This is a genomic window from Alphaproteobacteria bacterium US3C007, assembly GCA_034423775.1.
In the GTDB taxonomy this organism is placed as follows: Bacteria; Pseudomonadota; Alphaproteobacteria; order Rhodobacterales; family Rhodobacteraceae; genus Thalassovivens; species Thalassovivens spotae.
Window position 1 is genome coordinate 1,108,369 of record CP139918.1, and the last position, 16,559, is coordinate 1,124,927.

Sequence of the window (16,559 nt, forward strand, 5' to 3'; positions counted from 1 at the left end):
GTGTGGAGACCCCGTATTTGACCCACGGGAAAATGGGTCAAATCTGGCGGGGATCGGGGCGGCAGTACCGCCCGCGATCCTATTCGTAAACCGGCGTGCCCGTGGTCGCGAGCTCGGGCCAGTATTGGATCACATTGGTGCCCTGCAGCGGCTGTTGATAGCCTTTGTGACAGGTTTTACACGCCGCTTTTGGCGCATCCCCATGCAAAGGACCAAGGCGGTTCTCAGGATAAGTATCGCCCAATGGGATCAGATACTCGGTGTTCATTTCCTGAACCATTCCGATACCCAGCGATTCTGTGCCCCATTGCGGCGTCACTTGCTCGGGATCATAGAACGCCCGCGTATTGTGGCAGAAGACACAGTTCACACCCAAAGAATTGCTGACATAATTCATCAGCGCATAGGTGCGTTCTGCATTCTGAATGCCCGCTACATCCGGATCGGTGATGTCTTCATCGCTCCGGCTTTCCAGACTGTGCACGCCAATCACTTCCCCATCTACCAAATACTTCTCAAGCGCATCAGAGGGCAAAGAGCTGTATTGGCTGAGCGGCGTGACCCGGTTCTGGTTCGACGACCATCCCGCAGTAGACGCGTTGACCGGCGTCACTTTGAACCAAATATCGCTGGGGACATTTTGTCCCCGGTGACAGGTCATGCAGGTCACACCAACTTCTTTATTGGCGTTGACATGACCATCCCAGTTTTCGTTGATATTCTGGGTCATTTGGATCATCCGGCGGGCCACAACTTTGGTGTAGAGTGTATCTTCACCATAGGTTTCGACATCGCCATCCCCGTGACAATAAGCGCAGCCTTCTTCGGGCGCTACCCAGCGGGTCATCGCCGCCATCACCCGGTTGAAGTTATCCTCTGTGACATCCCCCAACACTTGCACGTTTTCATAGATGTCTTTTGCCAGCGCATCGCCAGCCTCAGGGATATAAGGCTCATCCTCGATCAGCTCGGCAATATCAGGATCCGGAATAGCCAGTTCGGCTTTAAATTCCGGCACTGACATACCCGTGCCGCGCGGCCCGGTTTGCAGACTGTCCGTGGCGTAGGGTTGCCCCCAGGCCACGATCATGATTGCTACAAAAACAGCCCCGCCTAAGGCGCCAACCAGAATGCCAGGCCCAAATACATCTTTCGGGTTCTCGCGATTCCATTTGTTAAACCAATTCGGAAGCATGCTATCACTCCTTGCCTATAAAGGCTTCGTATGAGCCATAGCTATCATAGCCATACGAGCCGTCATACATAGGCGCAAAGTTATGCTCTTGTGCCCAGATGAACCAGTTATCGACAACCGTGCCGGTGAGAAGGATCCCAATACCACCCGTGATCGGGGTGAGCACTGCAAACCACCATGCCCAGCGGTGAATACCCTCCATGGTCGCGTTAAAGCCCATCGTCCAGCGCCAGAAAAGGGCTGCACGCTCAGAGGCGGTGCCGCGATCATAAATCTGCTCAAGCTCGCGATCGCCGCCGAAACGGGTCACCGCCAGAATGGTCGCCCCATGCATGGCGAACAGCAGAACCGAGCCATAGAGGAAGACAATCGACAGACAATGGAAGGGGTTATAATAAAGGTTGCCATAACGAATTGAGAACGCAGTGGTCCAATCGAGATGCGGGAAGATGCCATAAGGCACAGCTTCAGACCAGCTGCCCATCAGGACGGGCCGGAACAAGCCAAGCACCAAGAACAACCAAATCGCACTGGCGAAGGCCCAAGCCACATGTTTGCCCATCTTTTGCTCTTGCGCCAAAAGATAGGTACGCATCCACCACGTACAAACCGAAACCAGCAAGAAGAAGGAGGCGATGATATAAAGCCCTCCATCATTCAATGGTGGCATGCTGAGCCCGTGCTCGGGGCCCGGAGGTTCTAGCGCCAGCCAGAAACCCTGCCGCAGGAACTCTGGCAAAGACCAATCCACCTGCGCCAACATGCTAATACCAACGATGAAGAACCAGGCCAAGCCTGTTGCCAGACCGATCATACCCGTCCAGCCCAAATAAACCGGGCCAAGCTGCGCGTTTCCGATCCAACCGGCCAGATTGGAAAACCAAGGGGTTCCCATCCGCTCGGCCGCCATCGTGCCCGCTTCATTATCCAAGCCCATCTCCGCAGGACCGCGAACTTGCACTTGGGTGAATATGTTCTGATATTCAATCATGATTACATCCCCACCTGTGATGGCCAAATCGGCAATTCAAGCCACCAGTTCCACCATTCAGGCCAGCCTTTTGTCCAGACCGGGCCAGAAATAATGATACAAACGGCGGAAAAGAAAACCGCGTTAATCGCCAGTAAAAATCCAAGCCGGTGAATCCCCAACGTGCCAATCGAATACCCGATAAGATCGCGAAAGAACGTATCTTCGTGATCCGGGCCCATCGCTTCTTGGCCTTTTTCAGGATTGGCCGCGCTCAGGATCAAACCGCCATGCAATGCCAACGCCAGCGTGGTGGTAAAGAATAAGGTTACCGCCAGCATATGGGCTGGATTATAATGAAAGTGTAAATATGCATAGCCAGTATTGCTGACCCAATCGAGGTGGCTGAAAATCCCATAAGGGAACCCATGCCCCCAAGCGCCCATTAATAAAGGCCGAAATACGACCAAAGTCATATAGGCAAGAATTGCAAAGCTAAACGCAAAGGGCACATGATACCCCATGCCAAGCTTTCGACAAATCTCGACTTCACGCAGCGCCCAACTGATAAAGGCGCAGACCGCACACATCGTGATAATCTGCCACAAGCCGCCCTCAAGCAACGGGGCCAGACCCAATCCATATTTCAAATCAGGAGGTGCAATATTGATCAACCAAGGGTTAAACGTGCCTTGCTGTGAGGCCCCCCAGAAGATCAGCACGGTTCCCAACAGGGCAAAAAATGCTGTCGTGACCCCGAAGAAGCCTACATAAAAAGGCCCCACCCAAAAGTCGAACAGATCGCCCCCGATCAACGTCCCTCCTCGGACGCGATACTTTCTTTCGAAGCTGAGCAATGCCATCTAATTTCTCCGCTCTTACCGGCCTTTCGCACCTGCGATGGCCGCCTTCTGTGAATTTGACTAGCCGCGGCCGATCCCAAAAGGGATCGCCCGCCACTGTCTTTTGTGAAAACTGTCCGATGGCCCTTAATAAAGAGCCATCAGCCAATTAATTTGCAGCAGCTGCTATTTCGAACCAGTTGAAGCCATCCGTGCTGAGCAGCACCAAATGGATCATCGCGGCCAGTAGGAACAGGAAAACACCCTGCGCTACAAAGACACGACGTGGATCAAAAACGAGCCAGATTTTGTAAAACTTAGCCATTATTCAATCCTCCTCAAAACCACGGAAACACGATGAACGTAGCAATGTGGGCAACCACAGCTACGGCAACGAATAACCACATACCACTCAGATATACTGAGTGAAGCTCTTGAGCTTGCTCGTCTGTTAAACCTGTAAACGACAGGTCACTTCTATCAGCCATGAACTTTCCTCCGGAATGTTAAGCCGACGCCGCAGTGCCCCTGCGGCCGGGTCCTTTGGGGCTTTCACCCCGCCGGGTCCTGCCCCCTCAAAAGAGGGGTCAGTTTCGTCTTCCCAACCCTTTCAGGCCGAGAAAATTAGTGGTGTGATCCGATCAGCCTCAGCCCAGGCACGCGCAAGCGGCCCGTGCAGCATCAATGTCTGTTTGCGGATCACATCCAGCACCCAAGCTGCCGTGGCAAAGGGGATTGCCAAAACAAAAATGAGGCTGAAGTAAATCATGAATTCCGAGCTGCGCCGCGTTGTGCTGCGCGCTTTGGGAACGTTTGAAGTAAAGTCCGTCATCTGTCGGTCCTTTCTAAGTTACAGCCGACCCAGAGGGGTCGAGTGCCAATACAGTTTCGATCACAACCCGCTCAGCGCCTTGCGCAAGCGCCGCTTTTTCGGCGGCATCCCGCAATGTTTTTGCTGCGGAAATACGGGTTAAAATCGGATGTTGTTCAACGATGCGATCCAGCGCGTTCTGCGCATCGGCATCCCAAGGGAAATCACGGCGTAAGGTGGTGGGGGTGGCCTCCGCGCTGTCCATTTCACTGCCCAGAGGCAAAATATGAAACAGCGCATCAAACAACCCATTGCAGACTTCTTGCAGCAAATAGGTCGCACCGGCATAGCCCATCATCGGCGTACCCGTAGCGCGCCGGATCGCCGCGCCGGGAAAAGATGCCGGAATAAAGGCTGGGCTGGGCCCATGGCCGCCTTTTAATTCTGCCAAATACATTTTTTCATTGATGCTGCCCAAAACAATCAAGGGGCGTTTTTGCGCCATCAGCGCGCGCACCTCGTTATTATTGGTCTTGCTGCCCCGCGAGCGGGCCACGGCAAAGGCGCAGGGCAATCCTAAATCACCCTCTAAATAATTGCGAATTCCGCGCGCATAGGTTTCATTAGCTACGATTGCGAACCCAGCTGTAGCAAAGAAATCCTGCGTCACCGAGCGCCATAAATCCCAAACTGGCTTGATCGTGGAATGCTTTTCCTGTTCGATAAACGGCTCGGGATCCAATTCCAAAAGCTCGCCCAATTTGCGCAGGAACAGCGTGGTGCTTTCTACCCCAATCGGCGCTTGCAAATAGGGCTTCCCAAGCACTTCGCATAAGCCGCGGCCAAATTCGCGATACATACAAATATTCACATCCGCATTCACCAAATCGCGCATTTCAGCCACATGCGCGCCAAGCGGCATCACCATATTCACTTCGGCGCCAATACCCTCTGCCAAACGGCGGATCTCGGCCAAATCACTGGGCATGTTAAACGTGCCATACATCGGGCCCAAAATATTGATCCGCGGCTTGGCGCCATCTTCGCGCTTTTTCTCACGCGGCATACGGCCTTTGGTCATGCCAAATTCGGTGAAAATCCATGTCATGGCTCGATCTGCCGCTTCCCATTGATCTTCATCAATTGTACGTGGCAAAAACCGCTGAATATTGGTGCCCATTGGGGTGACACCACCGCCGATCATTTCGGCAATTGACCCTGTCACCACCACTGCGGGCAAAGCTGGATCAAGCGTTCCCCAAGCGCGCTTCATCGCACCTTCCGTGCCATCGCGGCCCAGTTCTTCTTCGCCCAAACCCGTCACCACGATGGGCAATTCATGCGGCGGCAACGCATCTGTGTAATGCAGCACTGAGGTCACGGGCAGATTTTCACAGCCCACAGGCCCATCGATCACGCATTGCAGGCCTTTGACGGCGCAAAATGCATAGATTGCGCCCCAATATCCACCCGCTCTGTCATGATCCTGAATCAGCATCAGATCATCTCCTGCGCTTTGGCGGCGCGCGCCATTTTATCAAGCTTTTTCTGATGTGCGGCGCGAAAATCGGGGCGCAGATTTGGGGCCCCTTCCCAAACGCCCGCGGTATCCCCCTCGCCAACGCCTTCAAAAAAGTCACGCATCTTATCCATACGCTCTTTTCCGGCAATCGCCGCGTTCACCACTTCTGCCAGCGATCCTGCCCCGGCAGGGCCCATCAAGGGGCGCGCAGAAATCAAATTGGTGAAGTAAAGCCCCGGAATAGCCAGTTCTTTGGCCTTTTGAACCACCGGGGTGGTGCCGATCGCCAAATTGGGCTGGAACGCCTCCATCGCCGCGCAATCATCTTCCAGCGATGCACGGAATTTTACCTGAACCCCTTTTGCCTCAAGCCAAGCCGCATCTTCGGCTGACCACGGCGTTTTGGGGCAGGCGGTGCCGACATATGGAATTTCAGCGCCGCTTTCGATCAACAAGCGCGCGACCAGCAATTCGCTGCCCTCATAACCCGATAGGGTAATCCGTCCGGTGATTGGCTTGGCGGCAAGCGCGCCTTTGATCGCAGGCAGAAAGGCATTTTGGGCCGCGGCCACTTGATCTGCGGCCAGACCAAAAATATCACCAATACCCGCCATCCAAGCCGCTGTGCCGTCATAACCCACGGGGGCGCTGCCCAGAATAGGGCGGCCGGCCGCTTCAAATTCGCGTATCGCCGCGGTGTAAAACGGATGGATCGCCGCAACAGCGCCACAATCCAGCGCCGAATAGAGCTCGCGCCATTCACGGGTGGGCACCACGGGCCCGGCTGCAAGCCCCATCGGAGCCAGCATCGCACCAATCATCACCGGATCAGCGGGGAACATTTCTCCGAGCAAACTCACCGTAGGGCGATCCGATTTGCCACCCAGCGGCGCCGCCACAGGCCCCGCTTCAATTTCTTTGCGCGCATAATTCAACATCGCACCGGCCAAAACATCTTTCGCCTCGGCATGCGTTGGGATCCCAAAGCCGGGCACATCGATACCCACGATCCGCACGCCATTTATTTCATCGGGCAACAAGCGCAACGGCACGCCGCTGGCGGTCGGCACGCAAAGATTTGTGACAACGATCGCATCGTAAAGATCGGGGTCGGCCAATTCGTGAACCGAATCGCGGATATCCTCAAACAGCTTGCCCGTAACCAAGGTTTCCGAATTAAACGGCACATAGCCAACCGAACGTCGCGCCCCATAGAAATGGCTAACAAAGGTCAAGCCATAGACGCAGCAAGCCGAACCAGAGAGCACAGTGGCCACGCGGCGCATCCGCAGGCCAACGCGCAAGGAGCCAAAAGCCGGGCACATGGATTGCGGTTTATCATGCGGACCTTGCGGATAATCCTTGGCGAATTGCGCGAGCAATTCAGAATTCCCCGACAATTCAGCCGCCTTTTTCATTTCAGATCCAGAATGACATCCCAGACCATCAGCTGGCATAACAGAGGCTTCAGCCGCCTCATCGCGCGGATGACCTTTGATCACTTCAACCTGTGAAGCCGCATCATATGTGACTTCGTCACTCATCCATCACGCCTCATCATAGACAACTTCAAGCGATTCTTTAGGCTCGGCATTTTTACCGCGCATATCGATATCTGTGGCGGGCACCAGAACGTAATCGCCGCCCGTATCCTTGCTGTCGAACAAGTTCAAAAGCCCATCTTGATCCAACGGGGCAGGGCGTACCGGCGGCGCGATCGAGACGGCATCTGCCAATTCAGCAAACAAGGCGCCCCACGGGCTTTGCGCCGTTCCAACGATTTGGTAATTGGCAGATTTCTTGCGCAAATCATCATCTTGAGGAATCGCCGCAAGGACCGGAATATCGACTGATTTGGCAAAGGCAGCGGCTTCACCGGTGCCATCATCCTTGTTGATTACCAAACCGGCCACGCCAACATTACCGCCTAGCTTACGGAAATATTCCACCGCCGAGCAGACATTATTGGCCACATAAAGCGATTGTAGATCGTTGGATCCAACCAGAATAACTTTTTGCGCCATATCCCGCGCGATTGGCAGACCAAAGCCACCGCAGACCACATCGCCCAGAAAATCAAGCAGAACATAATCGAAATCCCAATCATGAAAGCCCAGCTTTTCCAGAAGCTCGAAGCCATGGATAATCCCGCGTCCACCGCAACCGCGGCCAACTTCTGGGCCGCCCAACTCCATCGCGAACACCCCGCCACGCTTGAAACAGACATCCCCAATCTGAACTTCTTCCCCGGCCAATTTCTTTTTGGTCGATGTTTCAATAATCGTCGGGCAGGCTTTGCCCCCGAAAAGCAGGCTGGTTGTGTCTGATTTGGGATCACAGCCAATCAGCAAAACACGTTTGCCCTGCTCGGCCATCATATGGCTGAGATTGGCTAGGGTGAAAGATTTGCCGATGCCACCTTTGCCATAGATCGCGATGATCTGGGTTTTTGATGTGGGTTCGCCTTGCTCTTCAGCAGCTTGCAGATCAGCCAGATCCTCATGCGCCTCTTCACGCAAGCGGCGGTCGAAATCCTTCAGATTTGGTACGTCGTCTTTCACGCGATATCCTTCCAATCTAATATCATTTTTAAACAGCCTGGATCATTAAAGGCCGTTGGATAGGCTTTATCGGCGCGCTCGGCGCCTGCGGCATGGGTGATAAGACCACCCAAAGACAGCGCACCACCCTCCACCAAAGCCCGGGCGGCCAACATATCTTCTTTGGCCCATTCCGCTGCAATCCGAAGCCGGGCCTCTTTCATAAAGGCCGGCGGAAAGGCGAAGCTCAGCGGATCGGTGTAAAATCCAGCCAAAACAATCTCGCCGCCCTTTGCGATCCGGCTGACCAATTCATTCAACAAGCCGCCATTGCCTGATGCATCATAAATCGCCTGATAATCGCGACGCGAATCGTCTTCCGGGGCCAGCACCTGATAACCCTCGGCGCCAGATTGACGTAACGGATCTATTTCCCAAACCGTCGGGGCGGGGGCGCCAGCTGCGAGCGTGAGGCGGGCCAATAAACGACCCAAAACGCCGTGGCCAACGATCAAATCTGGAACTTTTTTATCCAAACCCGCCATCGCGTGGCGCGCTGTGGCCGCAAGGGCCAATAGGGCGCCTTGAGGCCCAAACCCGGGATCAATCTTGGTGAGTCGATCTGCCGAAGTAACGACGCGCCGCGCCGACCCTCCAAAAAGCCCAAACGCTTCTTGATAGCAATTGGCCCCTGGAACAAAGGCATAATCACCGATTTTTAACCCTGATTCGGGGGTGGCGTCAACGATTTCACCCATTGCCTCATAGCCGGGAACCAACGGATACCCCATGCCGGGAAAAGGCGGCATCTCACCCGACCAAAATAATTTCTCAGTGCCGGTGGAAATGCCAGAATGCGATATTTCTACGACCACATCGCCCGCAACAGGCGCTTTAAGCGCCAGCGAGTCGAGCCCGATTGAGCGAGGGCCATGCATGATTACCGCAGAGGTTTCCAAACCGTGTAAGTCCTTTTGTTTCGAGTCAGCATCGTGAGCAGAAATCATATCCCATAGAATATGCCTTTCTGTCATTTTAAACTTACATTGTTTTGTGTCAACTAAAATAGACAGTTATTCACAAATCACCGCGACTTGCGTGCCGTTACTGCAGAGGTGATAAACGGGCGCGGGGCTTTTGGCGCTTTGATATCCACAAACCCTGCTTCCTGACAAAGCGCTGATATTTGCGCGACCGAGCGCGCTTTGCCGGTATTCATAGCCATGGTGTAAAAGGCAAAATACACATCACCCGGGCGTGTCGGGGCCGCGCCACCGGCCATCGGCTCTGAAATGATCAACTGCCCGCCAACCGGTAAAGCCTCATACGTTTTTTTCAAAAGTGCCTGCACAGTCTCATCGGAATGATCGTACAGAACCCGAATTAAACTGATTACATCTGCCTCTAAAGGCAAAGGATCACTACGAAAAGAGCCCCCATGAAACGAAATTCGATCGCTTAACCCTTGCTCCGCCAACCGGTTTTGTGCCGCCGGTCCAACTTGTGCAAGATCAAAAATATTCAAGTTAAGCGCTGGATATTGGCGCGCCACATGGGCCAAGAACGCCCCCGTACCGCCCCCGATATCAAGCAGCGTTTCTGCGCCCTTCAACGGCACCATTTTCAACGTATCCGCCGCCACCAACGCCTGCGACTGCTCCATCAAACGCGAATATTCATCCGTTACAGATTGCGGAGCAGCGCCGGTTGCGCCGAACACATAGGGCCAGAATTGCGCCAGCTTTGTATCAACCTGATCGCGTAACAGCGCGACGGGATCCGCCATATCTTGATAAAAATGATCATGGTGCAAGATCATCTGCGCCAAGCCCGGCACCCCCAAAAGCGCCGCGCCGCGCCGCGCCAAACCATAGCGCCCGCGCCGGTGGCGACGCAGCAGCTTCAGCGCAACGCCTGCTTGCAATAAAATTTCCATACGCGCGATAGGCACGCAAGCTCGATCCGCCAGCGCTTCCAGCGACAACGGGCCATCGAGCAAATGCTCTAAGGTTTTCAACTTCACCAATGCATAAAGCGCCTGCGACTGAACAAACCCCATGACCAAATCAAAAAGGGCCTCTCCTTCTTGGCGAGCAACCCGCCGAAGAATCGGTACCTTACTGATAAATCTTTGAAACCTCGGGCTTGCAAAGATTTTATTGGGCAAGCCCGCAAATACAATTCTACCGCTTGGTTTTGCCAAAATCGGATCGGCCACTGTCATCCGTTACACCGAAAAAGTTGACCGTGACGCAGGGATCAAGCGCTCAGCCTGCAGGCTGACCATCTGCGCCAATTGCGCCTCACCCGGACAAGAGGGTATCGACGAAATTGCCCCGCCCAATATATCTTTCAAGCGTTTTGAGGCGCCCTCAACACCAAACTCTGCAACCGCGTTTGGGCGGCCATGCAGATCATCTTGGCCAGCGGGCTTGCCCAATGCCTCGGTGTCGCAAAGCACATCGCGCAAATCATCCGCAACCTGGAAGGCTTCGCCAATCCGCGCGCCCAGCTCATACCAAGGTTCGGCATCTTGGCCCGCCGCCACTGCGCCCATTTGCGTGGCTGCAACAAATAATGCACCGGTTTTGCTTCGGTGATAAGCGGCCAGATCAACCCGGCTTTCGCTTTCCCAGCCTTGCCCCGCACAAATGCCATTGGGCATGCCCGTTTGCTTGGCCAAAATTTCCACCAAATTGATCGCCCTCAACGGATCGTTGTGTTTTTGCCGGGCCAAAATTTCAAAGGCCAGCACGATCAAACTATCGCCAGCTAACACCGCTAAAGGCTCTGAAAACTGTTTATGAACCGTAGGCTTTCCACGGCGCAAATCCGCATCATCAAAACAGGGCAGATCATCGTGAATCAAACTTGCACAATGGATCAATTCAAGCCCGGCAGCCGCGGCATCGCTTATATCGGGGCGATCATCTCCGCAGGCCAGAGCCACCGAAAGTAAGATCGTTGGCCTGATTCGAGCGCCCCCTGGAAATAACGCAAAATCAAGCGCATGCGCGAGCTTATGCGGAGCAGAGCTTGCCTGACTAAGCTTCACGGCCGCCGTCAGTGCCGCTTCTATACGCGTTTTAGGGCCCATTATGGTTCCTTTTTGCCATACTGTCTCATTTAGTTGACATATTGGTGTAAATGATACTGGACAGTTTGGCATTCAGAGTCAACAATTGCTTTATGAACCTGTCAGTGATTTCAAAACGGACCAAAGGCGAGGTGATCGTAATTGGTGCCGGCATTGCCGGGCTGGCGGCTTCGCTGCGTTTGGCGCATCAGGGATTTTCAGTCACTGTACTTGAACGCCATACGGGCCCAGGTGGTAAAATGCGCGGTTTGTCAAGCGTGGCAGGGCCGATAGATGCTGGCCCAACTGTTTTGACCATGCGGCCAGTCTTCGAAGATCTGTTTCGCTCTGTCGGAGAGCAAATCGAAGATCATCTGACATTGGTTCGGCAAAAAATTCTGGCGCGACATTGGTGGCCAGATGGCAGTTCACTCGATTTATTTGATGATTATGAAGCCTCTCAAGAGGCCATCTATGAATTTGCAGGGCTGAAAGCTTTTGGCGAATTTCAAGAATTTTTTAAGCGTACGCAACGGCTCTTTACGGCTTTTGACGCCCCGATGATGCGCGCGGCACAGCCCAACCAAGCCGAAATTATAAAATCGGTGGTGAAAAAACCATCTTTGATAAGCGATATGGCCCCTTGGCACAGCCTATCAAAAATGCTTGAGAAGCAATTCAGCGATCCGCGCTTGGCGCAATTATTTGGCCGCTATGCCACCTATGTTGGCGGATCGCCTTATGCCGCCCCCAGCTTACTATCTTTGATTTGGCAGGCCGAAGCAAATGGCGTGTGGGCGGTTAAGGGCGGCATGCATAAATTGGCCAAGAAACTGGTAGAGCTAAGCGAAAACCGCGGCGCCATTTTTCATTATAACAGTCATGTCAGCCGGATTTTGACAAAGGATGAAAAAGTGATTGGCGTGACGCTGGAAAACGGCGAAAATATCAGCGCAGATGCGGTTGTGTTCAATGGAGATCCCCGCGCATTGGCCACGGGCGCGATGGGCCCAGACTGCCAGAAAATCGCCCCACAAACGCTTAAAGACAAGCGCAGCTTTTCGGCCCGCGTCTGGAGCTTTGCGGCGGAATTAACCGGCCCTGATTTGATTCATCACAACGTATTCTTTGGGCAGAGTTCAAAATCCGAATTTGACGATCTTGCCGAAGGTCAAATGCCCGTTGATCCAACGATCTATATCTGCGCCCAAGATCGCGGCCAAAACGCCCCCTATCCCAAAACAGAGCGCTTTGAGATTATCCTAAACGCGGCCCCTGTTTACGGGGCGCAAACGCTGGAGAAGGAGTTTGAAACATGTCGGACACGCACTTTCGACACGCTGGGCAGGTTCGGTCTGACCTTCTCGCCGCTTCCAAAGGAAGAGGCGCTGACGACACCAGCGGATTTCGCCAGCATGTTCCCAGCCTCGGACGGCTCGCTTTACGGGCAGAGCCCACATGGTCTGACGGCAGCCTTCCGGCGGCCAACAACGCGAACGCAGATTCAAGGTCTGTATCTGGCCGGGGGCGGAGCCCATCCGGGGGCGGGGGTGCCGATGGCAACCCTCTCCGCGCGGCACGCGGCCGAGGCGATCATCAAAGACCTAACTTCAACCTCATCGTCCCCCCAAATGGATATGCATGGTGGTATATCGACGGAGTCGATCGAACTGCGCAGCGCGCGGTTTCAGTCATCGGATTCATAGGCTCGGTTTTTTCGCCTTGGTATCGCTGGTCGGGTCGTAAAGACCCTGAAAACAACGTCTGCATCAATGTCGCGACCTATGGACCAGGCGGGCGCTTCACGATGACCGACCGGGGGCGCAGCGCTTTGCGGCAAAGCGAAGATCGTTTCGAAGTGGGACCTTCAAGCCTGCGCTGGGAAGATGGCAAATTGATCATCGAGATTGATGAAATCAGCGGCCCACCGATTATTTCACGCGTGCGCGGACGCATCACGCTCACGCCCAGCGCAATCACCGATCAAGAATTGGCGCTTACCAGCGATGGCGCGCATATATGGCGGCCATTTGCGCCCACTTCGCATATTAAAGTCGACCTGAACGGAGAGGGGTGGCAATGGGATGGCCATGGATATTTCGATGCCAATTTCGGCACGCGCGCCTTAGAAGAAGATTTTTCATATTGGACGTGGGGCCGATTTCCAACGCAGCAAGGCAGCACCTGCTTTTACGATGCCACCCGCTTAGATGGCAGCGTGTTAGAGCAAGCGGTCACGTTTAACCGCGAGGGTGCGCTGGTCGACACGCCGATGCCCCCCAAAGCGCGCCTACCCCGCAGCCTTTGGGCGGTTGCCCGCGAAACCCGCGCGGATGCGGGATACCAGCCCAAACAAGTCAAAAATATGCTGGATGCTCCATTTTACAGCCGCTCAGCGGTAAAAACCAAGATCAACGGCATGGAAACGGTTGGCGTGCATGAGGCTTTGGATTTGGTTCGGTTCCGAAGTCCGCTGATCAAACCTATGTTGGCCGTGCGGGTTCCCCGCCGTGCTAATTGGAAATTTGATTAAGACTGATCGGGCGTTGCTCCGGATTCAGGTTTAAAACGCTCGCATTCAACGCTCCGGCCACGCTTACCCAAGCCAAATAGGGAAGGAACAGCAGCCCAGAGAGCGTATCAACCTGCCAAAGTGATATCAAACAAGCCGCCACCGAAAGCCAAAGGCCGATCAGCACGAGCAAACCCAAGCGTAAATTCCTAAGACCAAAGAACACGGGCGTCCACAGCGCATTCAAGGCAATCTGCAAGCTCCAAAATGCCATGGCAAATCCGTTTTCCGGCAAGCCCGCAACGCGTGCGCCGGCCACAGACATGCATAAATACAAGCTCGTCCATGCCACTGGGAACAACCAATTGGGGGGCGTCCAGCTGGGTTTTTTCAATTGTTGGTACCAGGCACCGGGGGGAAACAAGCCCCCGGTTGCGCCAGCCGCAAAACACGCAACCAAAAATATTAGAAACATCATCCAATCCATCTCTGGGTCTCTCGTGTAAAGGGTTTAACGGATCAAGCTGCTGTTTTTGGCGATATCGCCCTCGCGCAATTGCTGCATTGCCAGAATGATTTTATCGCTCCAATCGCGCTTGCCAGACGCCTGCTCTGCGGCAGCATCGACCAAAAATTGCACTTCTGGTAGGGGTTTGGCGTAAAGCACCGCCGATTGCGGCATCGCAATGCTGACCCCAGTGCTTAAGATTGAACGCGCCAACCACCCCAGTTTCTGCAGCTTATTCGTATGCGCGCGCTGCGTGATTGTTTCATAGCCCAGCGCCTGAACTTCACTGCCAATTCCTGCGTAAATATAGCGTGCGGCATAGATACCTGTGCGTGATCCCAAGGGTAATTTGCTGATGCCCGCCTCCGAACGATAATAAAGCCGATTGCTTTCCATCAAAAGGCGCCGCACCATTTGCCGCACCGCTTTGGTGGGGCGCGGATTGTCGAAAAACGCGTCAACCTCAAGGCCGGCCTCTTGCATCCAATCCAGCGGTAGATAAATCCGCCGCTCTAACGCATCTTCGCCCACGTCACGGGCGATATTGGTCAGCTGCATGGCAACCCCCAGATCACACGCGCGCGCCAACGCGTTTGGTTCGCGTATTTTCATCAAAACGCACATCATTGCGCCAACCGCTGACGCCACGCGGGCCGAATAAGAAATCACATCCGACAGACTGTGATAGCGCTTATCCATTGCATCCCAAGCCAACCCTTCCAGCAGGGCCTCAGGCAGGGCGCGCGGCATGTTAAAATCTTCTACCATTTGGGCAAAGGCACGGTCCATTGGCGTGTTTCGGGGCCGCCCCGCATAGGCGGCATCCATCCGCTCTTCCAAGGCCAAAACCGCCGGTGCTTTATCGGCCTGCAAATCCACCTCATCATCAGCAAGGCGGCAAAACGCATAAAGCGCCAAAGCCGGGTCGCGGACCTTTTTGGGCAAAACTTTAGACGCTGCGTGAAAGGATAACGAGCCATGCCGAATCGCCTCTTCACAATATGCAAGATCTTTGGGATCAATCATGATAAGCCTTCCAATACTGCGCCTCTGGAACCAAATGATTTAGCACTTCTGATGAGGTGACCACGCTGGGAAGCCCCGCACCCGGATGCGTGCCGGCCCCCACCAAAAATAATCCGTGGATTTCTTCGCTGATATTATGCGGGCGAAACCAAGCCGATTGAAAAATCCGCGGCTCTAGCGAAAACCCAGCACCATGCGGGCTTAGATAGCGGCTTTGAAACGTTTCGGGGGTAAAAATTTCAGAAGCTGAGAGATGGTCGGCAAAGCCTGGCAATAGCTGGTTATGCAACACATCTTCCACTTTCTGCCGGTATGACGCGCAGGCCTGTTGCCAATCCACCGACTCCGAGCCCACCAGATTAGGCACGGGCGATAAAGCGTAGAACGTATCATCACCGAGCGGCGCAACGCTGGGATCCGTGACCGAGGGGCGGTGCAAATAGATCGACATGTCATCGGCCAAATACCGCTTTTGAAAAATATCCTTCAGCAAACCGCGATACCGAGGGCCATTTAATATTGTATGATGCCCCACATCAGCCCATTTACCCGCTGTGCCCTTGGTGCCGAAATACCAAACAAACAGCCCCATCGACCAGCGCGCGCGGCGCAGCCTTTCAGGCGTCCAGCGGCGCTTTTCTATGCCGCGCAACAAGTGATCATAAGTATGGCCCGGATCCGCATTTGACACCACAATATCAGCCGTGATTACATCGCCAGATTTGGTGCGCACGCCCCGCACAACCTTCTGCTTGCAAAGGATCTCTTCAATCTCTTCACCCAGCCGAATACACCCACCCTGATCTTCAATCACGTGCCCCATCGCATCAGCGATCGCTTGCACCCCACCCATCGCGTAGTGAACCCCGAAAGCTTTTTCCAAATATGACACAAGAATATACATCGAAGTCACATTCACCGGATCACCGCCGATAAACAACGGGTGGAAGGATAAGGCCATGCGCAATTTTGGATCCCGGACCCGCTTGGCAGCATGGGCATAGACGGATTGATCGGCCCGAAGGGCGGCAAACCCTGGCAATTCCTTGATCAAATCCCACAGCCGGTTCATCGGCTTGCGGCCCATCCCCTCAAAGCCAAAGTGATAGCGGGCTTCGCTGTCTTTCAAAAATTTTTGATAGCCCTTCACATCATTGGGAAATAACCGCGTAACTTCAGCCAGCATTTTGGCTTCATCTTGACGCACTTGGAACCTGCTGCCATCGGGCCAGCGTATCTCATAATAGGGGTCTACAGGGCGCAGATCGACCTCATCCTCAAAGACCCGCCCGCAATCAGCCCAAAGATCACGAAACACGTTAGGAACGGTCACGATGGTGGGCCCCAGATCAAAGCGATGGCCATTTTGCGTGATCGAAGATCCGCGCCCGCCCAGCCGGTCCAGCCTGTCTAAAACGGTTACCCGATAGCCTTTGGCCCCCAAACGCATAGCTGCGCTTAACCCGCCCAGCCCAGCGCCGATGACAACGGCGCGCGGGGCGGTGCTTTGCTCGGCCGCAACCAGAAGCTTAGGGTCGACAGTTGTCATCATTTTCA

At 54.3% G+C, this 16,559-nt stretch carries 17 protein-coding genes; 2 read left to right on the plus strand and 15 right to left on the minus strand.

Features of this window, described 5'->3' with window-relative positions:
* Positions 1-79 precede the first annotated feature (79 nt).
* The 12 genes from pufC to UM181_05455 all read right to left on the minus strand — a co-directional run bounded on the left by pufC (position 80) and on the right by UM181_05455 (position 10,977).
* A complete protein-coding gene (gene pufC, locus UM181_05400; GenBank protein ID WQC64036.1) occupies positions 80-1,195 on the minus strand; it encodes a photosynthetic reaction center cytochrome PufC in 1,116 nt (371 codons plus the stop codon).
* A 4-nt stretch (positions 1,196-1,199) separates the two neighbouring features.
* Complete coding sequence (gene pufM / locus UM181_05405; GenBank protein ID WQC64037.1) at positions 1,200-2,186, minus strand: photosynthetic reaction center subunit M; 987 nt, start codon at positions 2,184-2,186, stop codon at positions 1,200-1,202.
* A 2-nt stretch (positions 2,187-2,188) separates the two neighbouring features.
* Entirely contained in the window at positions 2,189-3,028 is an 840-nt protein-coding gene (gene pufL / locus UM181_05410) for a photosynthetic reaction center subunit L (protein ID WQC64038.1), read from the minus strand.
* Between the two features lie 148 nt (positions 3,029-3,176).
* Positions 3,177-3,332, minus strand: a complete 156-nt coding sequence (gene pufA / locus UM181_05415; protein ID WQC64039.1) for a light-harvesting antenna LH1, alpha subunit — start codon at positions 3,330-3,332, stop codon at positions 3,177-3,179.
* 13 nt (positions 3,333-3,345) lie between these two features.
* Positions 3,346-3,495: a light-harvesting antenna LH1, beta subunit gene (gene pufB, locus UM181_05420; GenBank protein ID WQC64040.1), complete on the minus strand. Its 150-nt coding sequence runs from the start codon at positions 3,493-3,495 to the stop codon at positions 3,346-3,348.
* A 122-nt stretch (positions 3,496-3,617) separates the two neighbouring features.
* On the minus strand, positions 3,618-3,839 hold the full coding sequence (gene pufQ / locus UM181_05425; GenBank protein WQC64041.1) for a cytochrome PufQ: 222 nt from the start codon (positions 3,837-3,839) through the stop codon (positions 3,618-3,620).
* 13 nt (positions 3,840-3,852) lie between these two features.
* Positions 3,853-5,316 (minus strand): chlorophyllide a reductase subunit Z, encoded by a 1,464-nt coding sequence (gene bchZ / locus UM181_05430; protein ID WQC64042.1) that lies wholly within the window; start codon positions 5,314-5,316, stop codon positions 3,853-3,855.
* Positions 5,316-6,884 (minus strand): chlorophyllide a reductase subunit Y, encoded by a 1,569-nt coding sequence (gene bchY / locus UM181_05435; GenBank protein WQC64043.1) that lies wholly within the window; start codon positions 6,882-6,884, stop codon positions 5,316-5,318. Before bchY ends, bchZ begins: the two co-directional genes overlap by 1 nt.
* 3 nt (positions 6,885-6,887) lie before the next feature.
* Positions 6,888-7,901, minus strand: coding sequence for a chlorophyllide a reductase iron protein subunit X (locus tag UM181_05440; GenBank protein WQC64044.1), 1,014 nt, complete (start codon positions 7,899-7,901; stop codon positions 6,888-6,890).
* Positions 7,898-8,839, minus strand: coding sequence for a chlorophyll synthesis pathway protein BchC (gene bchC / locus UM181_05445; GenBank protein WQC64706.1), 942 nt, complete (start codon positions 8,837-8,839; stop codon positions 7,898-7,900). The genes UM181_05440 and bchC overlap by 4 nt, the downstream gene beginning before the upstream one ends.
* 125 nt (positions 8,840-8,964) lie before the next feature.
* Entirely contained in the window at positions 8,965-10,104 is a 1,140-nt protein-coding gene (locus UM181_05450; protein ID WQC64045.1) for a methyltransferase, read from the minus strand.
* A 3-nt stretch (positions 10,105-10,107) separates the two neighbouring features.
* Entirely contained in the window at positions 10,108-10,977 is an 870-nt protein-coding gene (locus UM181_05455; GenBank protein ID WQC64046.1) for a polyprenyl synthetase family protein, read from the minus strand.
* 92 nt (positions 10,978-11,069) lie between these two features.
* Here UM181_05455 and crtI point away from each other — a divergent pair, with 92 nt between their 5' ends.
* Positions 11,070-12,662: a phytoene desaturase family protein gene (gene crtI / locus UM181_05460; protein ID WQC64047.1), complete on the plus strand. Its 1,593-nt coding sequence runs from the start codon at positions 11,070-11,072 to the stop codon at positions 12,660-12,662.
* A gap of 101 nt (positions 12,663-12,763) precedes the next feature.
* Positions 12,764-13,489: a carotenoid 1,2-hydratase gene (locus UM181_05465; GenBank protein WQC64048.1), complete on the plus strand. Its 726-nt coding sequence runs from the start codon at positions 12,764-12,766 to the stop codon at positions 13,487-13,489.
* Here the strand turns inward: UM181_05465 and UM181_05470 are convergent.
* From UM181_05470 to UM181_05480, 3 genes are read right to left on the minus strand one after another with little or no spacing between them, the layout of a single operon-like run.
* Entirely contained in the window at positions 13,470-13,955 is a 486-nt protein-coding gene (locus UM181_05470) for a TspO/MBR family protein (protein ID WQC64049.1), read from the minus strand. The two genes, UM181_05465 and UM181_05470, sit on opposite strands and share 20 nt — an antisense overlap.
* Before the next feature lie 24 nt (positions 13,956-13,979).
* On the minus strand, positions 13,980-15,002 hold the full coding sequence (locus UM181_05475) for a phytoene/squalene synthase family protein (GenBank protein ID WQC64050.1): 1,023 nt from the start codon (positions 15,000-15,002) through the stop codon (positions 13,980-13,982).
* Positions 14,995-16,554, minus strand: coding sequence for a phytoene desaturase (locus UM181_05480; GenBank protein WQC64707.1), 1,560 nt, complete (start codon positions 16,552-16,554; stop codon positions 14,995-14,997). The genes UM181_05475 and UM181_05480 overlap by 8 nt, the downstream gene beginning before the upstream one ends.
* Between the last annotated feature and the right edge of the window lie 5 nt (positions 16,555-16,559).

What these genes read in the sequence shown, in the direction of transcription:
- pufC (WQC64036.1), bottom strand. Translation starts at nt 1,195, where the DNA reads ATGCTTCCGAATTGGTTTAACAAATGGAATCGCGAGAACCCGAAAGAT.
- pufM (WQC64037.1), bottom strand. Translation starts at nt 2,186, where the DNA reads ATGATTGAATATCAGAACATATTCACCCAAGTGCAAGTTCGCGGTCCT.
- pufL (WQC64038.1), bottom strand. Translation starts at nt 3,028, where the DNA reads ATGGCATTGCTCAGCTTCGAAAGAAAGTATCGCGTCCGAGGAGGGACG.
- pufA (WQC64039.1), bottom strand. Translation starts at nt 3,332, where the DNA reads ATGGCTAAGTTTTACAAAATCTGGCTCGTTTTTGATCCACGTCGTGTC.
- pufB (WQC64040.1), bottom strand. Translation starts at nt 3,495, where the DNA reads ATGGCTGATAGAAGTGACCTGTCGTTTACAGGTTTAACAGACGAGCAA.
- pufQ (WQC64041.1), bottom strand. Translation starts at nt 3,839, where the DNA reads ATGACGGACTTTACTTCAAACGTTCCCAAAGCGCGCAGCACAACGCGG.
- bchZ (WQC64042.1), bottom strand. Translation starts at nt 5,316, where the DNA reads ATGCTGATTCAGGATCATGACAGAGCGGGTGGATATTGGGGCGCAATC.
- bchY (WQC64043.1), bottom strand. Translation starts at nt 6,884, where the DNA reads ATGAGTGACGAAGTCACATATGATGCGGCTTCACAGGTTGAAGTGATC.
- UM181_05450 (WQC64045.1), bottom strand. Translation starts at nt 10,104, where the DNA reads ATGACAGTGGCCGATCCGATTTTGGCAAAACCAAGCGGTAGAATTGTA.
- UM181_05455 (WQC64046.1), bottom strand. Translation starts at nt 10,977, where the DNA reads ATGGGCCCTAAAACGCGTATAGAAGCGGCACTGACGGCGGCCGTGAAG.
- crtI (WQC64047.1), top strand. Translation starts at nt 11,070, where the DNA reads ATGAACCTGTCAGTGATTTCAAAACGGACCAAAGGCGAGGTGATCGTA.
- UM181_05465 (WQC64048.1), top strand. Translation starts at nt 12,764, where the DNA reads ATGACCGACCGGGGGCGCAGCGCTTTGCGGCAAAGCGAAGATCGTTTC.
- UM181_05470 (WQC64049.1), bottom strand. Translation starts at nt 13,955, where the DNA reads ATGGATTGGATGATGTTTCTAATATTTTTGGTTGCGTGTTTTGCGGCT.
- UM181_05475 (WQC64050.1), bottom strand. Translation starts at nt 15,002, where the DNA reads ATGATTGATCCCAAAGATCTTGCATATTGTGAAGAGGCGATTCGGCAT.
- UM181_05480 (WQC64707.1), bottom strand. Translation starts at nt 16,554, where the DNA reads ATGATGACAACTGTCGACCCTAAGCTTCTGGTTGCGGCCGAGCAAAGC.